Below are 17,065 nucleotides of genomic sequence, written 5' to 3'. Positions count from 1 at the left end.
CCGCGCCCGGCCGCGACCCGGTGGCCCTCGCGCGGTGCGTCGAGGGCCTGCGCCGGGAGCCGTTCGCCCCGCGGGTCGGCACGCTCACCGTGCCGACGCGGTTCGTCGCGGGCCGGGACGACCCGGTCAGCCAGGGCATCGAGACCCTCGTCCCGCTGGTGCCGGGCAGCGAACTCCTCCTCGTCCCCGGCGACCACGGCGGCGCCCTGCGCGGCACCCCCTTCCGCACCGCCGCCCTCACCTTCCTCGACCCCGAGGGCGGCACTTTCACGTGAAAGTGCCGCCCTCGGGGTGTCACCAGGAGCCGTCGGGGTTGACGTCGTGGTCGAGGTGGAGGTGGGCGAGGGCCGCGCGGATCTCCTGGCCGTGCTCGCGGGCCAGGAGGAGCGTGCCGAGGTTGTCGGTCAGCTGGTCGGCGCGGCTCACTCCGAACAGGACGTTCGCGACCGGTTCGTACGCCAGGCAGAACGCGAGGGCCAGCTGGGCGCGGGTGGCGCCGAAGCCCGCCGCGATACGGCCGATCTCGGCGGAAGCGTCCACGATGGACGTTCGGATGCCGCCAACGTCCGCGCCGATCTTCCGCGTCGGTGCGGAGTTGCCGAGCAGGACCCCGCCTTCGAAGACGTCGGAAGCCTGCAACGCCAGGCGTCCGCTCGCGAAGTGCTTCCGGTAGGGCTCGCCCTCGGCCATCGAACGGCGGGCGATCGAGTACTTCAGCTGCGCGAACTCCGGCCCCGGCAAGCCTTCCCGGTCGGCGAACGCCAGCGCGAGGTCCAGGTCAGCCGCGAGCCAGTTGTTCACGCCCCAGCCGCCGATCCGCCCGGCCCGCACCAGCTCCGCGACCTCAGTGACGACGCGGGGGATGTCCGGACGTTCGCGGTAGTCCCCCACCACGACGAGGTCGGCGTGGTCGGTGCCGATGCGGCCCAGCGACGTCTCGAGCTGCCGCGCGAAGCCGCTGCGCGGGTAGTCCCACAGCCAGAGCTTGCCGCACAGCACGTAGTCCTCGCGGGCGATCCCGGCCTCGCGCACCGCCTCGCCGAACAGGATGTCGGTGCGGGAGTTCTCGGCGTGCGGGCCGAAGTCGTAGTGGGCGACGTCGAACAACGTGACGCCGGCGTCGAGCGCCGTCTTGAGCAGGCGGACGGCGTCGCCGAAGTCCATTCGGTCCCAGGTGTTCCAGGAGCCGAGACCGAAGGCGGATCTTCCGAGCACGGGTTTTCCTTTCGCCGCAGCACATCTTTCATCTACGATTGTAGAATGAAAACACGGGTTGTGGTGGTCACCGGCGGCGCGAGCGGGATCGGCCGGGGCGTCGCCGAAGCTTTTCTCACGGCGGGCGACCGCGTCGTCGTCGCCGATGCCGACGTGCGGGCGGCACACGACGTCGGCCGGGAAATCGGCGCGGAGCACGTCGAGCTGGACATCGCGGACCCGGCATCGGTCGACGCGGCGGTCTCACTCGTCGCGGACCGGTTCGGGCCCGTGGACGTGCTGGTCAACAACGCCGGACTGGCGGGCGGCGGTGGCCGGCTGACCGGCTTGCCGCTCGAAGTCCTCGACCGGTGCCTGAGAGTCAACTTCCGGGGAACATTCCTGATGACCCGCGCGTTCGGCGCCCACATGGTCGCGGCGGGCACGCGCGGCGCGATCGTGAACGTCTCTTCCATCGGCGCGCGGCAGCCGACCCCGGGCCTCGGGCACTACGAAGCCACCAAAGCGGCGGTCGACGCGCTGACCCGGTCCGCGGCCCTGGAGCTGGCGCCGCACGGGATCCGGGTCAACGCCGTCGCGCCCGGCCCGGTGCTGACGCCGATGACGGCCGGGTTCGCCGCGGACCCCGCCGCCCGCGCGGCCTGGGAGGCCCGGATCCCGCTGGGCCGCATCGCCGCCGTCGAAGACGTGGTGCCGTCGGTGGTCTTCCTGGCTTCGCCCACCGCCGGGCACATCACCGGGGTGAGCCTGGCGGTGGACGGCGGCCAGCTGCTGACCTGACTATCCCTTGTGGACGATCCGCCCGCCGGTCACCGTCAGCTCGACGGTGACCGACGGCAGATCCGCCAACTCCACGCCCAGCGGATCCGCCCCCAGCACACAGAAATCGGCCACCATGCCGGGCGCGAGAGCCCCCTTCCAGGCAGCGGATCCATCCTGGACCGCGGCCTCGGTCGTGTAGCACCGAAGCAGCCGCGCGGTCAGCTCCGGCGTGACGCCGCGCGCGCCCAGCAACTCCCCCGCCGCCGCGAGGTGGACGCGCCAGTCCGGCGTGACGACCGGTGCGTCACTGCTCAGCGTGAGCCTTACGCCGAGGTCCAGGATTTCCCGCAGCGGCCACGCTTTCGCGGCGACGTCGGCGCCGAGTGCGGTGGCGACCATCGGCCGCATGGCGGTCGCGATGGCAGGCTGCGTGGTCAGACCGACGCCGCGCTCGGCCATCCGCCGCAGCTGCGCCGGGGTGACGAGGTCGCCGTGCACGAGGTGGTCGCCTTCCCGCAGTTCCGTGAGCGCGGTTTCGATGCTGCGTTCGCCGGTCGCGTGCACGCCGACGACCAAACCGGCTTCGTGCGCCAGGGAGATCATCGCCGCCAGGTTGGCCGCGCGTTCGCCGTCGCCGGGACCGTCGACGAGCAGCGCGCCGTGACTGCCGTCGGCGTAGCAGTGGTGGGTCCACGCGGTGCGCATCGGCGGGATGCCGTCGGCGAAGATCTTGACGCCGGGGACGGCCAGCCACTCCGGGTCCGCGGCCGGCACCGGCGTGGCGAGCCCGCGGGCGAAGTCCGGCAGCGAGCTGGCGCCGTCGAGGAGGCCGAACAGGCGCAGCACGGTGACCCGCGCCCGCAGGCGGCCTTCGCGGTGCAGGTTCGCGTACTCCGCCAGGACTTCGGCCGAAAAGCACCCCGTTTCGCCGGGGCCGAGGCCGGGTTCGGTGTAGCTGGTGATGCCGAGCGCCGCGCAGACGTCGCCGGCGCGCAGGATCGCCGTCCGCCGGTCTTCGGCGGTGACCACCGGGGTTTCCTCATGCGGCGCGCCGAGCAGCGGGTGCGGCCAGCGGGCGCCGAGCCAGGTCGCGTGCAGGTGGGCATCGTTGACGCCGGGCAGGACCGCGCGGCCGGCGAGGTCGAGGACTTCGGTGCCCGGTCCGATGTGGCCGGTCAGGTCGTCGCCCACCGCGGTGACGCGCCCGGCCCGGACGGCGAGGCCACCGGTCACCGCGCCGTCTGCGTCGAAGGTGTGCACCACTCCGCCGTGGACCACCAGGTCCGCCGGGTGGATCCGTTGCGCCGTCATGGTTTCCTCCCGGACCTGGACTTTTTCTTCCACGACTGTAGACTAAAAAGATGGCCCTGCCCACCCACACGGAAGCCGCCGTTCTCACCGGCCACCGCGCGCCCCTCGAGCTGCGCGAACTCCCCCTGCCGGCGGACCCGGAACCCGGCGCCGCCCTCGTCCGGCTCACCTGCACCACGTTGTGCGGCACCGACGTCCACCTCTGGTCGGGGGAAATGAGCCTCCCCGGCATGCTGCCGATGGTGCTGGGCCACGAAATGGTCGGCGAAGTCGTCGCCACCGGCCCCGGCACCACCGACACCCTCGGCCGCGAAATCAAGCCCGGCGACCGCATCGGCTGGTCCGAGTCGACGTGCGGGAAGTGCCACGGCTGCACGATCCTGCGCGAGCCGGTCGCCTGCGAACACCGCGGCTACGGCTTCCTCCAGCGCGCCGACCGGTTCCCCCACGCGACCGGGGGCCTCGCTCGCCACTGCTACGTCACCCCGGGCGCGGCGAAGCTGCTGCTGCCCGACGACGTCGAGGACACCTGGGCTTCGATGTCCGGCTGCGCGGGCAAAACCGTGCTGCGCGCGGTCGCCCGCTCCGGCGGCATCCGTCCGAACGCGACGGTCGTGGTCCAGGGCGCGGGCGCGCTCGGCGTGTTCGCCACGGCGGTCGCGCGGCTGTGCGGCGCCGGGGTGGTGATCACCGTCGGCGGGCCCGGCTCGCGCCTGGCGGCGGCCGAGCGGTTCGGGGCGACTGCGACCGTCGACGTCGACTCCACCCCCGAAGAGCGCATCGAACGGGTCCGCGAACTCACCGGCGGTCGCGGCGCCGACCACGTCTTCGACTTCGCGGGCGGCCCGACGATCGGCGCGGAGGCCGTCGCCTTCGCCGCCCAGCGCGGGACGGTCGCGATCGTCGGTACGACCGGGCCGGTGCCCTCCCCCGTGCCGCTGGGCACGGTGATGGGCAAGGAGCTGACGATCGCCGGCTCGCTCAACGGCGACATCGCCGACTACCACCGCTCGGTCGAGTTCTTCCGCGCCTTCGCCGGCCGGCTGCCGTGGCACGAGCTGTTCAGCGCGCCGGTCGGCCTGGCCGGCGCGTCCGCCGCCGTCGAGTCGATGTCCCGGCTCGGCGAGCTCAAAGCCGTCATCGATCCCCGACTGCCCTAGGAGGGTTCTCGTGCGCATCCCCCAGCGCCGCATCGGCCGCGACGGGCCGGCCACCGGCGTCCTGTCCCTCGGCTCCTGGCACACCTACGACCGGATGGACTTCCGCGAAGCCGTTTCCCTGCTGCAGACGGCCATCGAGGCCGGGATCACCCTGTTCGACGTCGGCGTCTACGGCCTGCCCGGTGCCCCGCCGGTGTTCACCGACGTGCTGTTCTCGGCGATGGTGCGGGCCGCCGGCCTGCGCCGCGAGGACTACCTGCTGTCCGCGAAGCTCTGGCTGGAGGGCTACCCCGAGCACAGCCTGCGCGCGCAGCTGGAGAACGCTTTCTTCCGCGCCGGCGTCTCGCACGCGGACCTGGTGATCCTCGGCGACCTCCGCCGCGACGACACCGACCTGCACGCACTCGTCACGGACCTCGCCGCGCTGCACTCGGCCGGGCTGATCGGGCAGTGGGGCGTCAACAACTGGTCGGCGTCGGCGATCAAGGAGGTGCACGGCTTCGCCGTCGCCGACGGCGTTCCCGGGCCCGCGATCGCCCAGCTCAAGTACAGCGTCGCGCGCCGGTCCATTCCGGACGGCGAGCCGTTCTCGTCGGTCTTCTCCCGCGGGGTGTCCCTGCAGGCTTCGGACGTCTTCGAGGGCGGGGTCCTGCTCGGGAAGGGCGGCCGCCAGGTCGGCCGGGACCCCGGCGACGTCCGGCAGCGGATCGCGGACTCGGCCGCATCCCTCGCGAAGGTGGCCGCGAGCGTCGGGGCGACGCCGGCGCAGCTGTGCCTCGCGTTCACCCTCACCCACCCGGCGAACACGACGACGTTGTTCGGCGCCACCAGCGTCAAGCAGCTCGAAGACAACCTGGCGGCGGTCGCGCTCGTCGAGCGCGTCGGCGCGGCCGACCTGCGCGCGCTGGTCGAGCCGTTCTGGGCCGACCGCGACGCCGTCGATCCGGAGGGCCCGTGATCGAACTGTCCGCCGAAACCCTGGCCGAAGTCCGCGCGTCGCTGCGCAACCCCACGCCGGAGGAGGCGATCGGGGACCGGGACATCTTGTGGTCGGACCACGTCCTCGACGGCGGCGTGGCCGTCACGGTCCTGCGCCCCCGGCACGCGCGGCCGGACGCGCCCGGGCTGTACAGCATCCACGGCGGCGGCATGGTGCTCGACGACCGCTTCGCCGACCTGCCGCGGCTGGTGCCGCTGATCGAGGAGTTCGGGTTCGTCTGCGCGACCGTCGAGTACCGGCTCGCGCCCGAGCACCCGCACCCCGTGCCGCTCGAAGACTGCTACGCCGGTCTGGTCTGGTTCGCGGAAACGTTCGGCTTCGAGCGGCTGATCGTGGGTGGCGGCAGCGCGGGTGGCGGGCTGAGCGCGGGAGTCGCGCTGCTCGCGCGGGACCGGGGCGGGCCGGCGCTGGCCGGGCAGCTGCTGCTGTGCCCGATGCTCGACGACCGGACGTCGGCGGACCTCCCGGATCTCGTGTGGACGCGGGAGGCCAACGACTTCGGCTGGCGGAGCCTGCTGGCCGGGCAGACCTCGCCGTACGCGGCTCCGGCGCGGATGGCCGACCTCAGCGGGCTGCCCCCGGCGTTCGTCGAGGTCGGCGGGGCCGAGCTGTTCCGCGACGAAGACGTCGCCTACGCCCAGCGGCTCGCCCAGGCGGGGATCCCGACCGAGCTGCACGTCTGGGCGGAGGCCCACCACGGCTTCGACCGCTTCGCCCCGGAGGCGGAGGTGACCCGCGCGGCCCTGGCGGCGCGGTCCTCCTGGTTCCGCCGGCTCCTCGACGACCCAGGGGTCGTGAGTGTTCAGTCGGGTTAGAACCCTACTGAACACTCACGAGCTGGCCCCGAGGATGAAGCGCGCGGCCTGCTCGCCGACCAGGACCGCCGGCGCGTTGGTGTTGCCCGTCGTCACCCGGGGCAGCACCGACGCGTCGGCGACGAGCAGGCCGTCGAACCCGTGCACCGCCAGCCGCGGGTCGACGACCGCGTCGGCGCCGGTGCCCATCCGGCAGGTGCCGACCTGGTGGTGGTACGTGATCGCGGTCCGCCGCACGTACTCCCGGACGTCGTCGCCCGGCGCCGGGTACAGCGGCCGCGCGCCCCACTCCTTCGCGAGCGCCGGGGCGCGGCCGACCTCGAGGCACTGCTCGACCGACGCCACCAGGCTCTCGAAGTCCGCCGTCGCCGACAACGCCGCGAGGTCGATCAGCGGCGACCTGTCCGGCGCCAGCCGCAGGCTCCCCCGGCTCTCTGGCGACACCATCCCGGCCATCAGCGAAAAGCCCGTCGGCGGCCCGGACATCCACGGCTCGTACATCGGCACGCTGAAGCAGATCGGCTGCGTGTCCGGCACCGCGAGCCCGGCCCGGCTGCGCCAGAACCAGTGCACCTGCGTCACCGGGCGGCCCGGCGACGGCGAGACCTCGCGCGACGTCGAGAAGATCACCGGGGAGAGCAGGTGATCGTGCAGGTTGCGCCCGACTCCGGGCAGGTCCGCGACGACGTCGATGCCGAGCGCGGCCAGCTCGTCCGCCGGGCCGACGCCGCTGCGCAGCAGGATCGCGGGCGAAGCCAGCGCACCCGCCGCGAGCACCACCAAGTCGGCGGAAAGCTCCCGCCGCACCCCGTCGAGGGAGACCTCGACACCGGTCACGCGGGAGCCGGAGAACCGCAGCCGGTGCACCAGCGCTCCCGTGTGGACGGTCATCCGCGAAGCGACCGGCGCACCGTAGGCGTGCCAGGTGTTGAAGCGCCGCCCGCCGCGCAAGGTGATCCGCTCGACGGACACCCCGTCCAGGGTTCCGCTGTTGTAGTCCGGGTTGTACGGCACGCCCATCGAGCGGCAGGCGTCCACTATGGACTGCTGGACCGGGTGCAGCGGCTCGTTCGGCACCACCTCGAGGAGGTCCTTCTCGATCCGGTCGAACACGGGCTCGACGTCGGCCCAGCTCCAGCCGGGCAAGCCCCAGCCGTCGTAGTCGGCGGGCGCGCCGCGGACCCAGATCATCGCGTTGAGCGCGTGCGAGCCGCCGAGGACCTTGCCGCGCGGCAGGTGCAGCCGCCGGCCCGCCGCGTGCTCCTGCGGGACGGTGTACAGGTCCCAGTCCTCGGGCCCGTGCCACAGCTCCCCCGCCCGCGCGGGGTCGTGGATCGCCGGGTTGACGTCCTCGCCACCCGCCTCCAGCAGCGTCACCGCCGCGCCCGCGTCGACCAGCCGCCGCGCCACCACCGAACCGGCCGAGCCGGCGCCCACCACGATCACGTCCATGCGCTCCAGCCTCGCGCGTGGCCCGGAATCCCCGTGACATCCCTTCGCGGTCGGTCAACGGGCGTGCGGGAGCGGACAAGACCCACGGCGCCCGGCCGCCCGATACTCGGCTCACCCCAGGCCGAGGAGGACAACGGGATGGCGACACGCCTCTGCATCGACGGACAGTGGACCGAGGCCGGCGGCGACGCGCTCCCGACCCGGGACCCCGCGACCGGCCGGGTCATCGAAGAGGTCGGCACGGCTTCGCGGGCTGACGTCGACGCCGCCGTCGCGGCCGCCCGCCGCGCGCTCACCGCGCCGGAGTGGGCCGGGCTCCTCCCGGTCCAGCGCGCCGCGCTGCTGTTCCGGCTCGCCGACCTCGTCGAGCGGCACCACGAAGAGCTGGCCCGGCTGGAGACGCTCGACCAGGGGCAGCCGATCGGGGTCTCCCGGCAGGTGAGCGTGACCGGCACGGCGGAGCACTTCCGCTACTTCGCGGGCTGGGTGACGAAGCTGCAGGGCACCACGAACCCGGTGTCCTTCCCGGACACCCTGCACTACACCCGCCGCGAGCCGGTCGGGGTGAACGCGCTGATCACGCCGTGGAACTTCCCGCTGATGATCCTCGCCTGGAAGCTCGCGCCGGCGCTGGCCACCGGCAACACGGTGGTGATCAAGCCCAGCGAGGTGACGCCGCTGACGAGCATCCGCCTGGTCGAGCTGGTCCACGAAGCCGGGATCCCGGCGGGCGTGGTCAACCTCGTCACCGGCGACGGCGCGGTCGGCGCGCTGCTGACCGAGCACCCGGACGTGGACCACGTCTCCTACACCGGGTCCACCGCCGTCGGGAAGCTGATCACCGCGGCGAGCGCGGCCTCCAACCTGAAGCGGCTCACGCTCGAACTCGGCGGGAAGGCCCCCAGCATCATCGCGGCCGACGCCGACATCGACGCCGCCGTCGCGGGCAACCTCGCCGGCGCGACGCTCAACACCGGTCAGGTCTGCGCCGCGTACACGCGCTTCTACGTCGACCGCAAGCGCGAGCAGGAGTTCGTCGAGAAGATGGCGCGCGGCCTGGAAGGGCTGCGGCTCGGGCCGGGCACCGAGGAGACCACGCAGCTCGGCCCGCTGGTGTCGGCCAAGCACCGCGAACACGTCGACTTCCTGGTCGGCACCGGCCGCGACCAGGGCGCCGACCTGGTCACCGGCGGGAACCCGGTCGACGGCGACGGCTACTTCTACACCCCGACGCTCTTCGCCGGGGTCCGCGACGACATGGCGATCATGCGCGAGGAGATCTTCGGCCCGGTGCTGGCCGTGACGGCCTACGACGACGGCGACGAGCCGCTCGCCCGCGCCAACGACACCGAGTACGGGCTCGCGGCGACGGTCTGGACCCGCGACCTGCGCACGGCCCAGCGCTACGCCGACGGCATCCGGGCCGGCGCGGTCTTCGTCAACATGCCGCCGATCCCGGACATGGCGGCGCCGTGGGGCGGCTACAAGGCCTCCGGCTGGGGTCGCGAAATGGGCCCCTGGGCGCTCGACGCCTACACCGAGACCAAGTCCGTCTGGCTCCACTACGGCGGGTGAAAGGGGGTTTCCCCACGCCGCAGATCGTATATTATTTAAGATACCTTCTCCGAACCGGCAGGCAGGACCACGGATGACGACCCTCCCGCAGCGGCCCGGCAAGATCATCGCGCTGCACCTCAACTACCGCTCCCGCGCCGCCCAGCGCGGCCGGGTGCCGGCCCAGCCGTCGTACTTCCTCAAGCCGCCGACGTCCGTGGCGGCGAGCGGCGCCGCGCTCGAACGCCCGGCCGGAACCGAGCTGCTGGGCTTCGAAGGCGAGATCGCACTGGTCATCGGCCGCACCGCCCGCCGCGTCACGCCCGAAGAAGGCTGGTCGTACGTCGGCGGGGTCACCGCCGCCAACGACTTCGGCGTCTACGACCTCCGCTACGCCGACAAGGGCAGCAACCTGCGTTCGAAGGGCGGCGACGGCTTCACCCCGCTCGGTCCCACGGTCCTGCCCGCCGACGACGTCGACCCGGCCGCACTGCGCCTGCGGACCTGGCTCAACGGCGAACTGGTCCAGGAGGACACCACCGGCGACCTGCTCTTCGATTTCGGACGGCTGGTCGCCGACCTCTCGCAGCTGATCACCCTCGAACCCGGCGACGTCGTCCTGACCGGCACGCCCGCGGGCGCGTCGGTCGCCATCCCCGGCGACGTCGTCGAGGTCGAGGTCGACACCGACGGGCACAGCACCGGGCGGCTGGTGACCCCGATCGTCGAAGGGACCGTCCCGTTCGGACCGTACGGCGCCCTCCCCCGCGCCGACGAGCAGCAGCGAGCGGACGCGTACGGCACGGTCGAACCGGCCTTCGAACTCACGCCGGAGCTGCGCGCGAAGATCGAGTCAGTCGGCACCGCGACGCTGTCCGCGCAACTGCGCAAGCGCGGCTACAACGCCGTGTCCATCGACGGTCTCACCTCGACCCGGCCCGGTGCCCGGCTGACCGGCCGGGCCCGGACCCTGCGCTACCTGCCCTACCGCGAGGACCTGTTCAAGGCCCGCGGCGGCGGCTACAACGCGCAGAAGCGCGCGATCGACGCGCTCGGCCCCGGCGACGTCCTCGTCATGGAGGCCCGCGGCGAACGCGGCACCGGGACCGTCGGCGACATCCTCGCGCTGCGGGCGCAAGTGCGGGGCGCGGCCGGGATCGTCACCGACGGCGGGGTGCGCGACCTCGCCGCGGTGTCCGCTTTGGACATTCCCACCTACCACGCGGGCCCGCACCCCGCGGTGCTCGGCCGCCGGCACGTGCCGTGGGACATCGACGTCGCGATCGCCTGCGGTGGCGCGGCCGTCTGCCCTGGCGACGTGATCGCCGGCGACGCCGACGGGGTGCTGGTCATCCCGCCAGACCTGGTCGAAGAGGTCGTCGACGCCGCGATCGAGCAGGAGCTGCAGGAGACGTTCATCGCCGAGCAGGTCGCCGCCGGCGAGCGCGTCGAAGGCCTCTACCCGATGGACGAGCACTGGCGCGGGAGGTACGCCGCATGGCTCGCGAAACGGTGAACGGCACCGCGATGAGCAAGTCGCGGATCGCCTACGAGTGGATCAAGGCCCGGATCGCCGACGGCACCTTCTCCCCCGGCTACCGCCTCGTCCTCGGCCAGCTCGCCCAGGAGCTCGGCGTCAGCGTCGTCCCGATCCGCGAAGCGATCCGCCTGCTGGAAGCCGAAGGGCTGGTGACCTTCGAGCGCAACGTCGGCGCGCAGGTCGCGATGGTCGACGAAAGCGAGTACCAGCACACGATGCAAACCCTCGCGCTGGTCGAGGGTTACGCCGCCGCGCTCGCCGCCCCCGTGCTGCCGCCCGGCGCGCTGGCCGAGGCCCGTGCGCTGAACGCCGAGCTGGCGGACTGCCTCGGGCACTTCGAACCGGCCCGGTTCACCGGGCTCAACCGCGACTTCCACGCGGTGCTGTTCGGCGCCTGCCCCAACCCGCAGGTCCTCGACCTGGTCCGGCGCGGCTGGGACCGGCTGAGCGGCCTGCGCACCTCGACGTTCAGCTTCGTGCCCGGCCGGGCCCGCGAGTCCGTCGCCGAGCACGAAGCCATCCTCGCCCTGCTCGAGTCCGGCGCGCCCGCCGCCGAGGTCGAACAGGCCGTCCGCGCCCACCGGCTGGCCACCCTGGACGCGTTCCTCGCCTACCGCCGCCACTGACCCAGAAGGGAAACCCATGCGCTTCCGTTCCGATCCCCAGGCCGTCCGCGGGTCGATCGCGCCGCTGATGACGCCGTTCACCGCCGAGGGAGCTGTCGACCACGGCGGGCTCGAGAACCTCGTGCGCTGGCAGCTCGCCTCGGGCTCGCACGGCATCTCGATCGGCGGCTCCACCGGCGAACCCGGCTCCCAGACCGTCGCCGAGCGCGCCGAAGCGATCCGCACGGTGGCCGCCGCGGTCGGCGACCGCGTCCCGTTCGTGCCGGGCACCGGTTCGGCGAAGCTCGACGAGACCTTGGAGCTGACGGGCCTCGCCCAGGACGCCGGGATCGACGCCGCGCTCGTCATCACGCCGTACTACGCGCGGCCCACCCAGGACGCGCTGTTCGTCTGGTACCGCACGGTCTGCCGGGAGTTCCCGGACCTGCCGATCATCGCCTACAACGTGCCCAGCCGGACCGCGGTCGACCTCGCGCCGGAGACCGTCGCGCGGCTGTTCCGCTCCTGCGAGAACTTCGTCGGGATCAAGGAGACGACGAAGGACTTCGAGCACTTCTCCCGCGTGCTGCACCTGTGCGGCCGCAGCCTGCTCGTGTGGTCGGGAATCGAGCTGCTGTGCCTGCCGCTGCTGGCCCTCGGCGGCGCCGGGTTCGTCAGCGCGACGGCCAACATCGCCCCGGCCGCCTGCGCGGAGATGTACACCGCGTGGCAGTCCGGCGACCACGAACGGGCGCGGGAACTCCACTACGGCCTGCACCCGCTGGTCGACCTGCTGTTCGTCGAGACGAACCCGGCGCCCGGGAAGTGGGTGCTCGAACAGCGCGGGCTCATCGCGTCCGGTCACGTGCGGCCGCCGCTGATCACCCCGACCGACGCCGGCATCGCGCGGATCAAGGACCTGATGGCCGAAGGGGCCCCCTACCTCAGCCCGGTCGAGGGCTTCACCGTGGAAGGAAAGCAATGAGCCACTACGTCCCGGACGGACTCCCGGGCGAGCTGAAGCACTACATCGGCGGCGAGCTGGTCGACAGCGTGTCGGGCAAGACGTTCGACGTGCTCGACCCGGTGTCCAACACCCCGTACGTCACGGCGGCCGCGGGCCAGGCCGAAGACGTCGACCGCGCGGTCGCCGCCGCGCGCACGGCGTTCACCGACGGGCCGTGGCCGCGCATGCTGCCCCGGGCGCGGGCCCGGGTGCTGAACAAGATCGCCGACGCCGTCGAAGCGCAGGACCAGCGGCTGGCCGAGCTGGAGACGTTCGACACCGGCCTGCCGATCACCCAGGCGCTCGGGCAGGCCCAGCGCGCGGCCGAGAACTTCCGGTTCTTCGCCGACCTCGTCGTCGCCCAGGCCGACGACACCTACCAGGTGCCCGGGCGGCAGGTGAACTACGTGCACCGCAAGCCGGTCGGGGTCGCCGGGCTGATCACGCCGTGGAACACGCCGTTCATGCTGGAGAGCTGGAAGCTCGCGCCGGCGCTGGCGTCGGGCTGCACGGTGGTGCTCAAGCCGGCCGAGTTCACGCCGCTGTCGGCGAGCCTGTGGGCGGAGATCTTCGCCGGCGCCGGGCTGCCCGACGGGGTCTTCAACCTGGTCAACGGCTTCGGGGAGGAGGCGGGCGACGCGCTGGTCAAGCACCCCGACGTCCCGCTGATCTCGTTCACCGGCGAAACCACGACCGGGCAGACGATCTACCGCAACTGCGCGGCGCACCTCAAGGGCATGTCGATGGAGCTGGGCGGCAAGTCCCCGGCCATCGTGTTCGCCGACGCCGACCTCGACGCGGCCCTCGACTCGACGCTCTTCGGCGTGTTCTCCCTCAACGGCGAGCGCTGCACCGCGGGCAGCCGGATCCTCGTCGAGCGCGCGATCTACGACGAGTTCTGCGCGCGGTACGCCGAGCGGGCGCGGAACATCGTCGTGGGCGACCCGCACGACCCGGCCACCGAGGTCGGCGCGCTGGTGCACCCCGAGCACTACGACAAGGTGATGCGCTACGTCGAGCTGGGCAAGTCCGAAGGCCGGCTGCTGGCCGGGGGCGGGCGTCCGTCCGGTTTGGACAGCGGCAACTACGTGGCGCCGACCGTGTTCGCCGACGTGCCGCCGACCGCGCGGATCTTCCAGGAAGAGATCTTCGGGCCGGTCGTCGCGCTGACGCCGTTCGACACCGAAGCCGATGCGCTGGCGCTCGCCAACGACGTCAAGTACGGGCTGGCCGCGTACCTCTGGACGTCGAACCTGCAGCGGGCGCACACCTTCGCGCAGTCGGTCGAGGCCGGGATGGTCTGGCTGAACTCGCACAACGTCCGCGACCTGCGGACGCCGTTCGGTGGGGTCAAGGCGTCCGGCCTCGGCCACGAAGGCGGCTACCGCTCGCTCGACTTCTACACCCACCAGCAGGCGATCCACGTCTCGCTCGGGCCGGTGCACACCGCCCGCTTCGGCACCGTCCAGAAGGGACAGTCATGACCGCAACGCCGCCGGACGTCATCCGCTGCGCGTACGCCGAGCTCGTCGTCACCGATCTGGTGGCGTCGCGGGAGTTCTACGTCGACGTGCTCGGGCTGGTCGTCACCCACGAAGACGCCGACGCGCTGTACCTGCGGGCGTTCGAGGAGTACCTCCACCATTCACTGGTGCTGCGCAAGGGATCGGCGCCCGCGCTGGGCGTGCTGGCCTACCGGGTGCGCGCGCCCGGCGACCTCGATCTGGCCGAGGCGTACTACCGCGAGCTGGGCGTGCGGGTGGAACGCCGTCCGGCGGGCGCCACGCGCGGCATCGGCGAGGCGGTGCGGATCCTCGACCCGCTCGGGTTCCCGGTGGAGTTCTTCCACGAGGCCGAGCACGTCGAGCGGTTCACGCAGCGCTACGACGTCCACGGAGCCGGCGCACTGTCGCGGTTGGACCACTTCAACCTCGACACCCCGGACGTCCCGGCGGCCCGGAAGTACTACGAAGGCCTGGGTTTCCGCGTGTCGGAGGACATCCAGGACGACGAGGGCACGGTGTACGCGGCCTGGCTGTTCCGCAAGCCGACGGTCCACGACGTCGCGCTGACCGGCGGCGACGGCCCGCGGCTGCACCACATCGCGTTCGCCTCGCACGAGCGGCACCAGATCCTGCACATCTGCGACCACCTGGGCGCCCTGCGGAAGTCCGGCATGATCGAGCGCGGCCCGGGCCGCCACGGCGTGTCGAACGCGTTCTACCTGTACGTGCGCGATCCCGACGGGCACCGCATCGAGATCTACACCCACGACTACTACACCGGCGACCCGGACAACCCGGTGATCACCTGGGACGTCCACGACAACCAGCGCCGCGACTGGTGGGGCAACCCGGTGGTGCCGAGCTGGTACACCGACGCGTCGGTGGTGCTGGACCTCGACGGTGCCGTCCAGCCGGTCCTCGCCCGGTCCGAGCCGCGCGAAGCCGACGTCACGATCGGCGCGGACGGGTTCTCCTTCAGCACCGGGGAGGCGGAGTTCAAGCTGGGCGAGCAGGTGTGAGCCACCGGGAGAACCACTCGCGCGTGCGGTGCAGGACGTCGATCTGGTGGTCGCGGCCGCGGATCGAGTGGTTCTCCCCGGGGTAGACGACGAACTCGTGCTCGCGGTCGCGCAGGGCGTCGTGCAGGAGTTCGGCCTGCGAGAGCGGGACGTTGGTGTCGGCCTCGCCGTGCAGGATGAGCACGGGTGTCCGGATCCGGTGCGCGTGGGTGATCGGGCTGTTGTCCTTCCCACCGAGCGCGGCCTCGAACCGGCTGTGCTCCCCCGTCTCGGCGAGGAGCGGCCAATCGATGACCCCGGCCAGGACGACGGCAGCCTTGAAGCGATCGGTTTGTCCGACGGCCCAGGCGGCGAGGAAGCCCCCGTGGCTCCCGCCCCCGATCCCGAGCCGGCCTTCGTCGGCGACCTCGCGTTCCACGAGCAGGCCGATGCCGGCTTCGACGTCACCCCACTCCGCCCCGCCGACGTCCCCGGCGACCTCGGCGGCGAAGGCGTGCCCCCGGCCCATGCTGCCCCGCGGGTTCGGCAGGAAGACGGCGAACCCGGCGGCGGCGAGCCACTGGCCGGAGGGGTACCAGCTCAGGTTGAGGCGGTCGGCGAAGCGGTCGTACGGGCCGCCGTGGACGAGCGTGACCAGGGGGAACGGGCCGTCCGCCTTTCCCGGCGGGAGGACGAGGAGGCCGTCGAGGTCGGTGCCGTCTTTCGCTTGGTAGTGCAGGCGTTCTTGGGTGCCCCAGCGGATTCCCGTGGGCCCGGTGCGGCTGATCGTGCGGTGCGTCCGGACCTGTTCGGGTTCGTTGCCGGCGCTCGCGATGACGGCGAAGGTGCCTGCGTCGGTGACGCTGAGGCCGGTCAGGGAGCCGCGGGCCCGCTCGACTTCGACGAAGGTTTCGGTGGCCGGGTCGAGGCGGCGGATCGTGGTGTCGAGGCCGTCGGCGAACAACGCGTGCGGGCCTTGTGCGAGTTCGATCGGGCAGGAGGTCATGGCGGCGGTGAGGTTGCGGTGGCCGGGGACGGCGAAGATGGCGTGGCCGCCCACGAGCCCGGGTGGGGTGAGGCCGCGGTAGGCGAGCTGCCAGGCGTTTTCGTGGCGCCACCAGATGAGGTCGGCGGCATCGAGCGCGGGGGCGCCGAGGTCTTCGGTGGCTCCGGTGGTGACGTCGACGAGGAACAGGCCAGGTTCGAAGACGCCGGGGTTGCGCTCGGCGGTTGACCAGGTGAGGACGGCGAGGGTTTGGCCGTCGGGCCTCGGGGCGACTTCGCGGACGTGGTGGTGACCGAGGTCGGCGGCTGGGCGGACGGCGCGGGTGGGGAGGTCGAGCAGCCAGAGCCGATCGGGACGGGGATCGGTGGGCTGGTGCGGGACATCGAGACCCGATGGCTCGTTGTCCGCGGCACCCGGGCCGATCAGCGCCACCGCCGTTCCGTCCGGCAGAGGCGCGAAGTCCGTAAGCCCGCCAGGCAACTCCGTCACACGCTCGGCCGCACCCCCACTCAAGCCGACCCGGTACAACTGCGCGTCCGAAAGGAAGAACAGCGACCCCGAGTCCGGCGCCCACCTCGGCCCACTGTCATCTGCCGTGCCGGGGGTCAACCGCCGGGGTGGCTCGGTGCCGTCGGCTCGGGCCAGCCACACGGTGCTCGTCCGGCGACCGCCTACCCACCCGACCGGGCACGTCACGAAAGCCACCCACCGGCCGTCCGGGGAAAGGCTGGGCTCGGCCGGGATCTCGCGGTCGACCACTGCCTGTGCTGTCAGCTCGCGTTCGGTCACCGGGTCCAGTCTGCCCGGGTTCCGCTCCGGCCGGCCACCACCGAACCCATCCACCGGCGCACCCGGCAAGATCGTCTGGGCCCTGGTCCCGGTCCGCCTGTTCCGCTGACTCACCCCGTCCGCACGCCCACGAGATCGCCCCGCGACCGCACCTTCAGCTTCCGCAGCACGTTGGCCACGTGCTGTTCGACCGTGCGCCGGGACAGGAACAGCACCTCCGCGATCTCGCGGTTCGTGTGGCCGTCGGTGAGCAAGCGGGCCACGTCGCGCTCGCGTGGGGACAGTTCGTCGCCGTAGCCGCGGCGGCCGCGGCGGGAGGGGGCCGTCGCGCCCGTGGAGCGGAACGT

General features: G+C 72.5%; 16 protein-coding genes. 11 read left to right on the top strand and 5 right to left on the bottom strand.

Annotated features, from left to right (window positions below):
- A partial coding sequence (locus G3I65_RS36265; protein WP_375336751.1) for an alpha/beta fold hydrolase occupies positions 1–275 on the top strand: 275 nt, incomplete at its 5' end.
- 19 nt (positions 276–294) lie between these two features.
- Here G3I65_RS36265 and G3I65_RS36260 read toward each other — a convergent pair.
- Positions 295–1,215 (bottom strand): aldo/keto reductase, encoded by a 921-nt coding sequence (locus tag G3I65_RS36260; RefSeq protein WP_309235902.1) that lies wholly within the window; start codon positions 1,213–1,215, stop codon positions 295–297.
- 45 nt (positions 1,216–1,260) lie between these two features.
- Between G3I65_RS36260 and G3I65_RS36255 the strand changes: the two genes are divergently transcribed.
- Positions 1,261–1,995, top strand: coding sequence for an SDR family NAD(P)-dependent oxidoreductase (locus G3I65_RS36255; RefSeq protein ID WP_160700094.1), 735 nt, complete (start codon positions 1,261–1,263; stop codon positions 1,993–1,995).
- On the opposite strand, the gene G3I65_RS36250 is transcribed toward G3I65_RS36255, so the two are convergent.
- Entirely contained in the window at positions 1,996–3,321 is a 1,326-nt protein-coding gene (locus tag G3I65_RS36250; RefSeq protein WP_309235901.1) for an amidohydrolase family protein, read from the bottom strand.
- Positions 3,322–3,344: 23 nt separating this feature from the next.
- Here G3I65_RS36250 and G3I65_RS36245 point away from each other — a divergent pair, with 23 nt between their 5' ends.
- Genes G3I65_RS36245 through G3I65_RS36235 form a run of 3 tightly spaced genes read left to right on the top strand, consistent with a single transcriptional unit; the run spans position 3,345 to position 6,263 of the window.
- Entirely contained in the window at positions 3,345–4,448 is a 1,104-nt protein-coding gene (locus G3I65_RS36245; RefSeq protein WP_160700097.1) for a zinc-binding dehydrogenase, read from the top strand.
- 10 nt (positions 4,449–4,458) lie between these two features.
- Positions 4,459–5,406, top strand: coding sequence for an aldo/keto reductase (locus G3I65_RS36240; protein WP_309235900.1), 948 nt, complete (start codon positions 4,459–4,461; stop codon positions 5,404–5,406).
- Positions 5,403–6,263, top strand: coding sequence for an alpha/beta hydrolase fold domain-containing protein (locus G3I65_RS36235; RefSeq protein WP_309235899.1), 861 nt, complete (start codon positions 5,403–5,405; stop codon positions 6,261–6,263). Before G3I65_RS36240 ends, G3I65_RS36235 begins: the two co-directional genes overlap by 4 nt.
- A gap of 15 nt (positions 6,264–6,278) precedes the next feature.
- Here the strand turns inward: G3I65_RS36235 and G3I65_RS36230 are convergent, their stop codons facing one another.
- The gene (locus G3I65_RS36230) at positions 6,279–7,715 is read right to left on the bottom strand and encodes a GMC family oxidoreductase (protein ID WP_160700093.1); all 1,437 of its coding nucleotides are present in this window, start codon (positions 7,713–7,715) and stop codon (positions 6,279–6,281) included.
- A gap of 138 nt (positions 7,716–7,853) precedes the next feature.
- Between G3I65_RS36230 and G3I65_RS36225 the strand changes: the two genes are divergently transcribed.
- The 6 genes from G3I65_RS36225 (at position 7,854) to hpaD (ending at position 14,944) form a co-directional block, all read left to right on the top strand.
- Entirely contained in the window at positions 7,854–9,290 is a 1,437-nt protein-coding gene (locus tag G3I65_RS36225) for an aldehyde dehydrogenase (protein ID WP_160700092.1), read from the top strand.
- A gap of 73 nt (positions 9,291–9,363) precedes the next feature.
- Positions 9,364–10,785, top strand: a complete 1,422-nt coding sequence (locus G3I65_RS36220; RefSeq protein ID WP_160700091.1) for a fumarylacetoacetate hydrolase family protein — start codon at positions 9,364–9,366, stop codon at positions 10,783–10,785.
- Complete coding sequence (locus G3I65_RS36215; protein ID WP_160700090.1) at positions 10,767–11,435, top strand: GntR family transcriptional regulator; 669 nt, start codon at positions 10,767–10,769, stop codon at positions 11,433–11,435. Before G3I65_RS36220 ends, G3I65_RS36215 begins: the two co-directional genes overlap by 19 nt.
- Positions 11,436–11,451: 16 nt before the next feature.
- On the top strand, positions 11,452–12,399 hold the full coding sequence (gene dapA, locus G3I65_RS36210) for a 4-hydroxy-tetrahydrodipicolinate synthase (RefSeq protein ID WP_160700089.1): 948 nt from the start codon (positions 11,452–11,454) through the stop codon (positions 12,397–12,399).
- Complete coding sequence (gene hpaE / locus G3I65_RS36205) at positions 12,396–13,904, top strand: 5-carboxymethyl-2-hydroxymuconate semialdehyde dehydrogenase (protein WP_160700088.1); 1,509 nt, start codon at positions 12,396–12,398, stop codon at positions 13,902–13,904. Before dapA ends, hpaE begins: the two co-directional genes overlap by 4 nt.
- Positions 13,901–14,944 carry a 3,4-dihydroxyphenylacetate 2,3-dioxygenase gene (gene hpaD / locus G3I65_RS36200; RefSeq protein WP_160700087.1) on the top strand — a complete coding sequence of 348 codons (1,044 nt, stop codon included), beginning with the start codon at positions 13,901–13,903 and terminating at the stop codon, positions 14,942–14,944. Before hpaE ends, hpaD begins: the two co-directional genes overlap by 4 nt.
- On the opposite strand, the gene G3I65_RS36195 is transcribed toward hpaD, so the two are convergent.
- Both G3I65_RS36195 and G3I65_RS36190 read right to left on the bottom strand, forming a co-directional pair.
- The gene (locus G3I65_RS36195; protein ID WP_160700086.1) at positions 14,922–16,718 is read right to left on the bottom strand and encodes a prolyl oligopeptidase family serine peptidase; all 1,797 of its coding nucleotides are present in this window, start codon (positions 16,716–16,718) and stop codon (positions 14,922–14,924) included. The two genes, hpaD and G3I65_RS36195, sit on opposite strands and share 23 nt — an antisense overlap.
- A 110-nt stretch (positions 16,719–16,828) precedes the next feature.
- The coding region (locus tag G3I65_RS36190) for a helix-turn-helix transcriptional regulator (RefSeq protein WP_160700085.1) at positions 16,829–17,065 on the bottom strand (237 nt) is incomplete at its 5' end.

Source organism: Amycolatopsis sp. SID8362, assembly GCF_010550475.1.
GTDB lineage: Bacteria > Actinomycetota > Actinomycetes > Mycobacteriales > Pseudonocardiaceae > Amycolatopsis > Amycolatopsis eburnea.
Note: the sequence above shows the minus strand (reverse complement) of the source record. Positions and strands in the feature narration are given on the sequence as shown.

What these genes read in the sequence shown, in the direction of transcription:
- G3I65_RS36255 (WP_160700094.1), top strand. Translation starts at nt 1,261, where the DNA reads ATGAAAACACGGGTTGTGGTGGTCACCGGCGGCGCGAGCGGGATCGGC.
- G3I65_RS36230 (WP_160700093.1), bottom strand. Translation starts at nt 7,715, where the DNA reads ATGGACGTGATCGTGGTGGGCGCCGGCTCGGCCGGTTCGGTGGTGGCG.
- G3I65_RS36225 (WP_160700092.1), top strand. Translation starts at nt 7,854, where the DNA reads ATGGCGACACGCCTCTGCATCGACGGACAGTGGACCGAGGCCGGCGGC.
- G3I65_RS36220 (WP_160700091.1), top strand. Translation starts at nt 9,364, where the DNA reads ATGACGACCCTCCCGCAGCGGCCCGGCAAGATCATCGCGCTGCACCTC.
- G3I65_RS36215 (WP_160700090.1), top strand. Translation starts at nt 10,767, where the DNA reads ATGGCTCGCGAAACGGTGAACGGCACCGCGATGAGCAAGTCGCGGATC.
- dapA (WP_160700089.1), top strand. Translation starts at nt 11,452, where the DNA reads ATGCGCTTCCGTTCCGATCCCCAGGCCGTCCGCGGGTCGATCGCGCCG.
- hpaE (WP_160700088.1), top strand. Translation starts at nt 12,396, where the DNA reads ATGAGCCACTACGTCCCGGACGGACTCCCGGGCGAGCTGAAGCACTAC.
- hpaD (WP_160700087.1), top strand. Translation starts at nt 13,901, where the DNA reads ATGACCGCAACGCCGCCGGACGTCATCCGCTGCGCGTACGCCGAGCTC.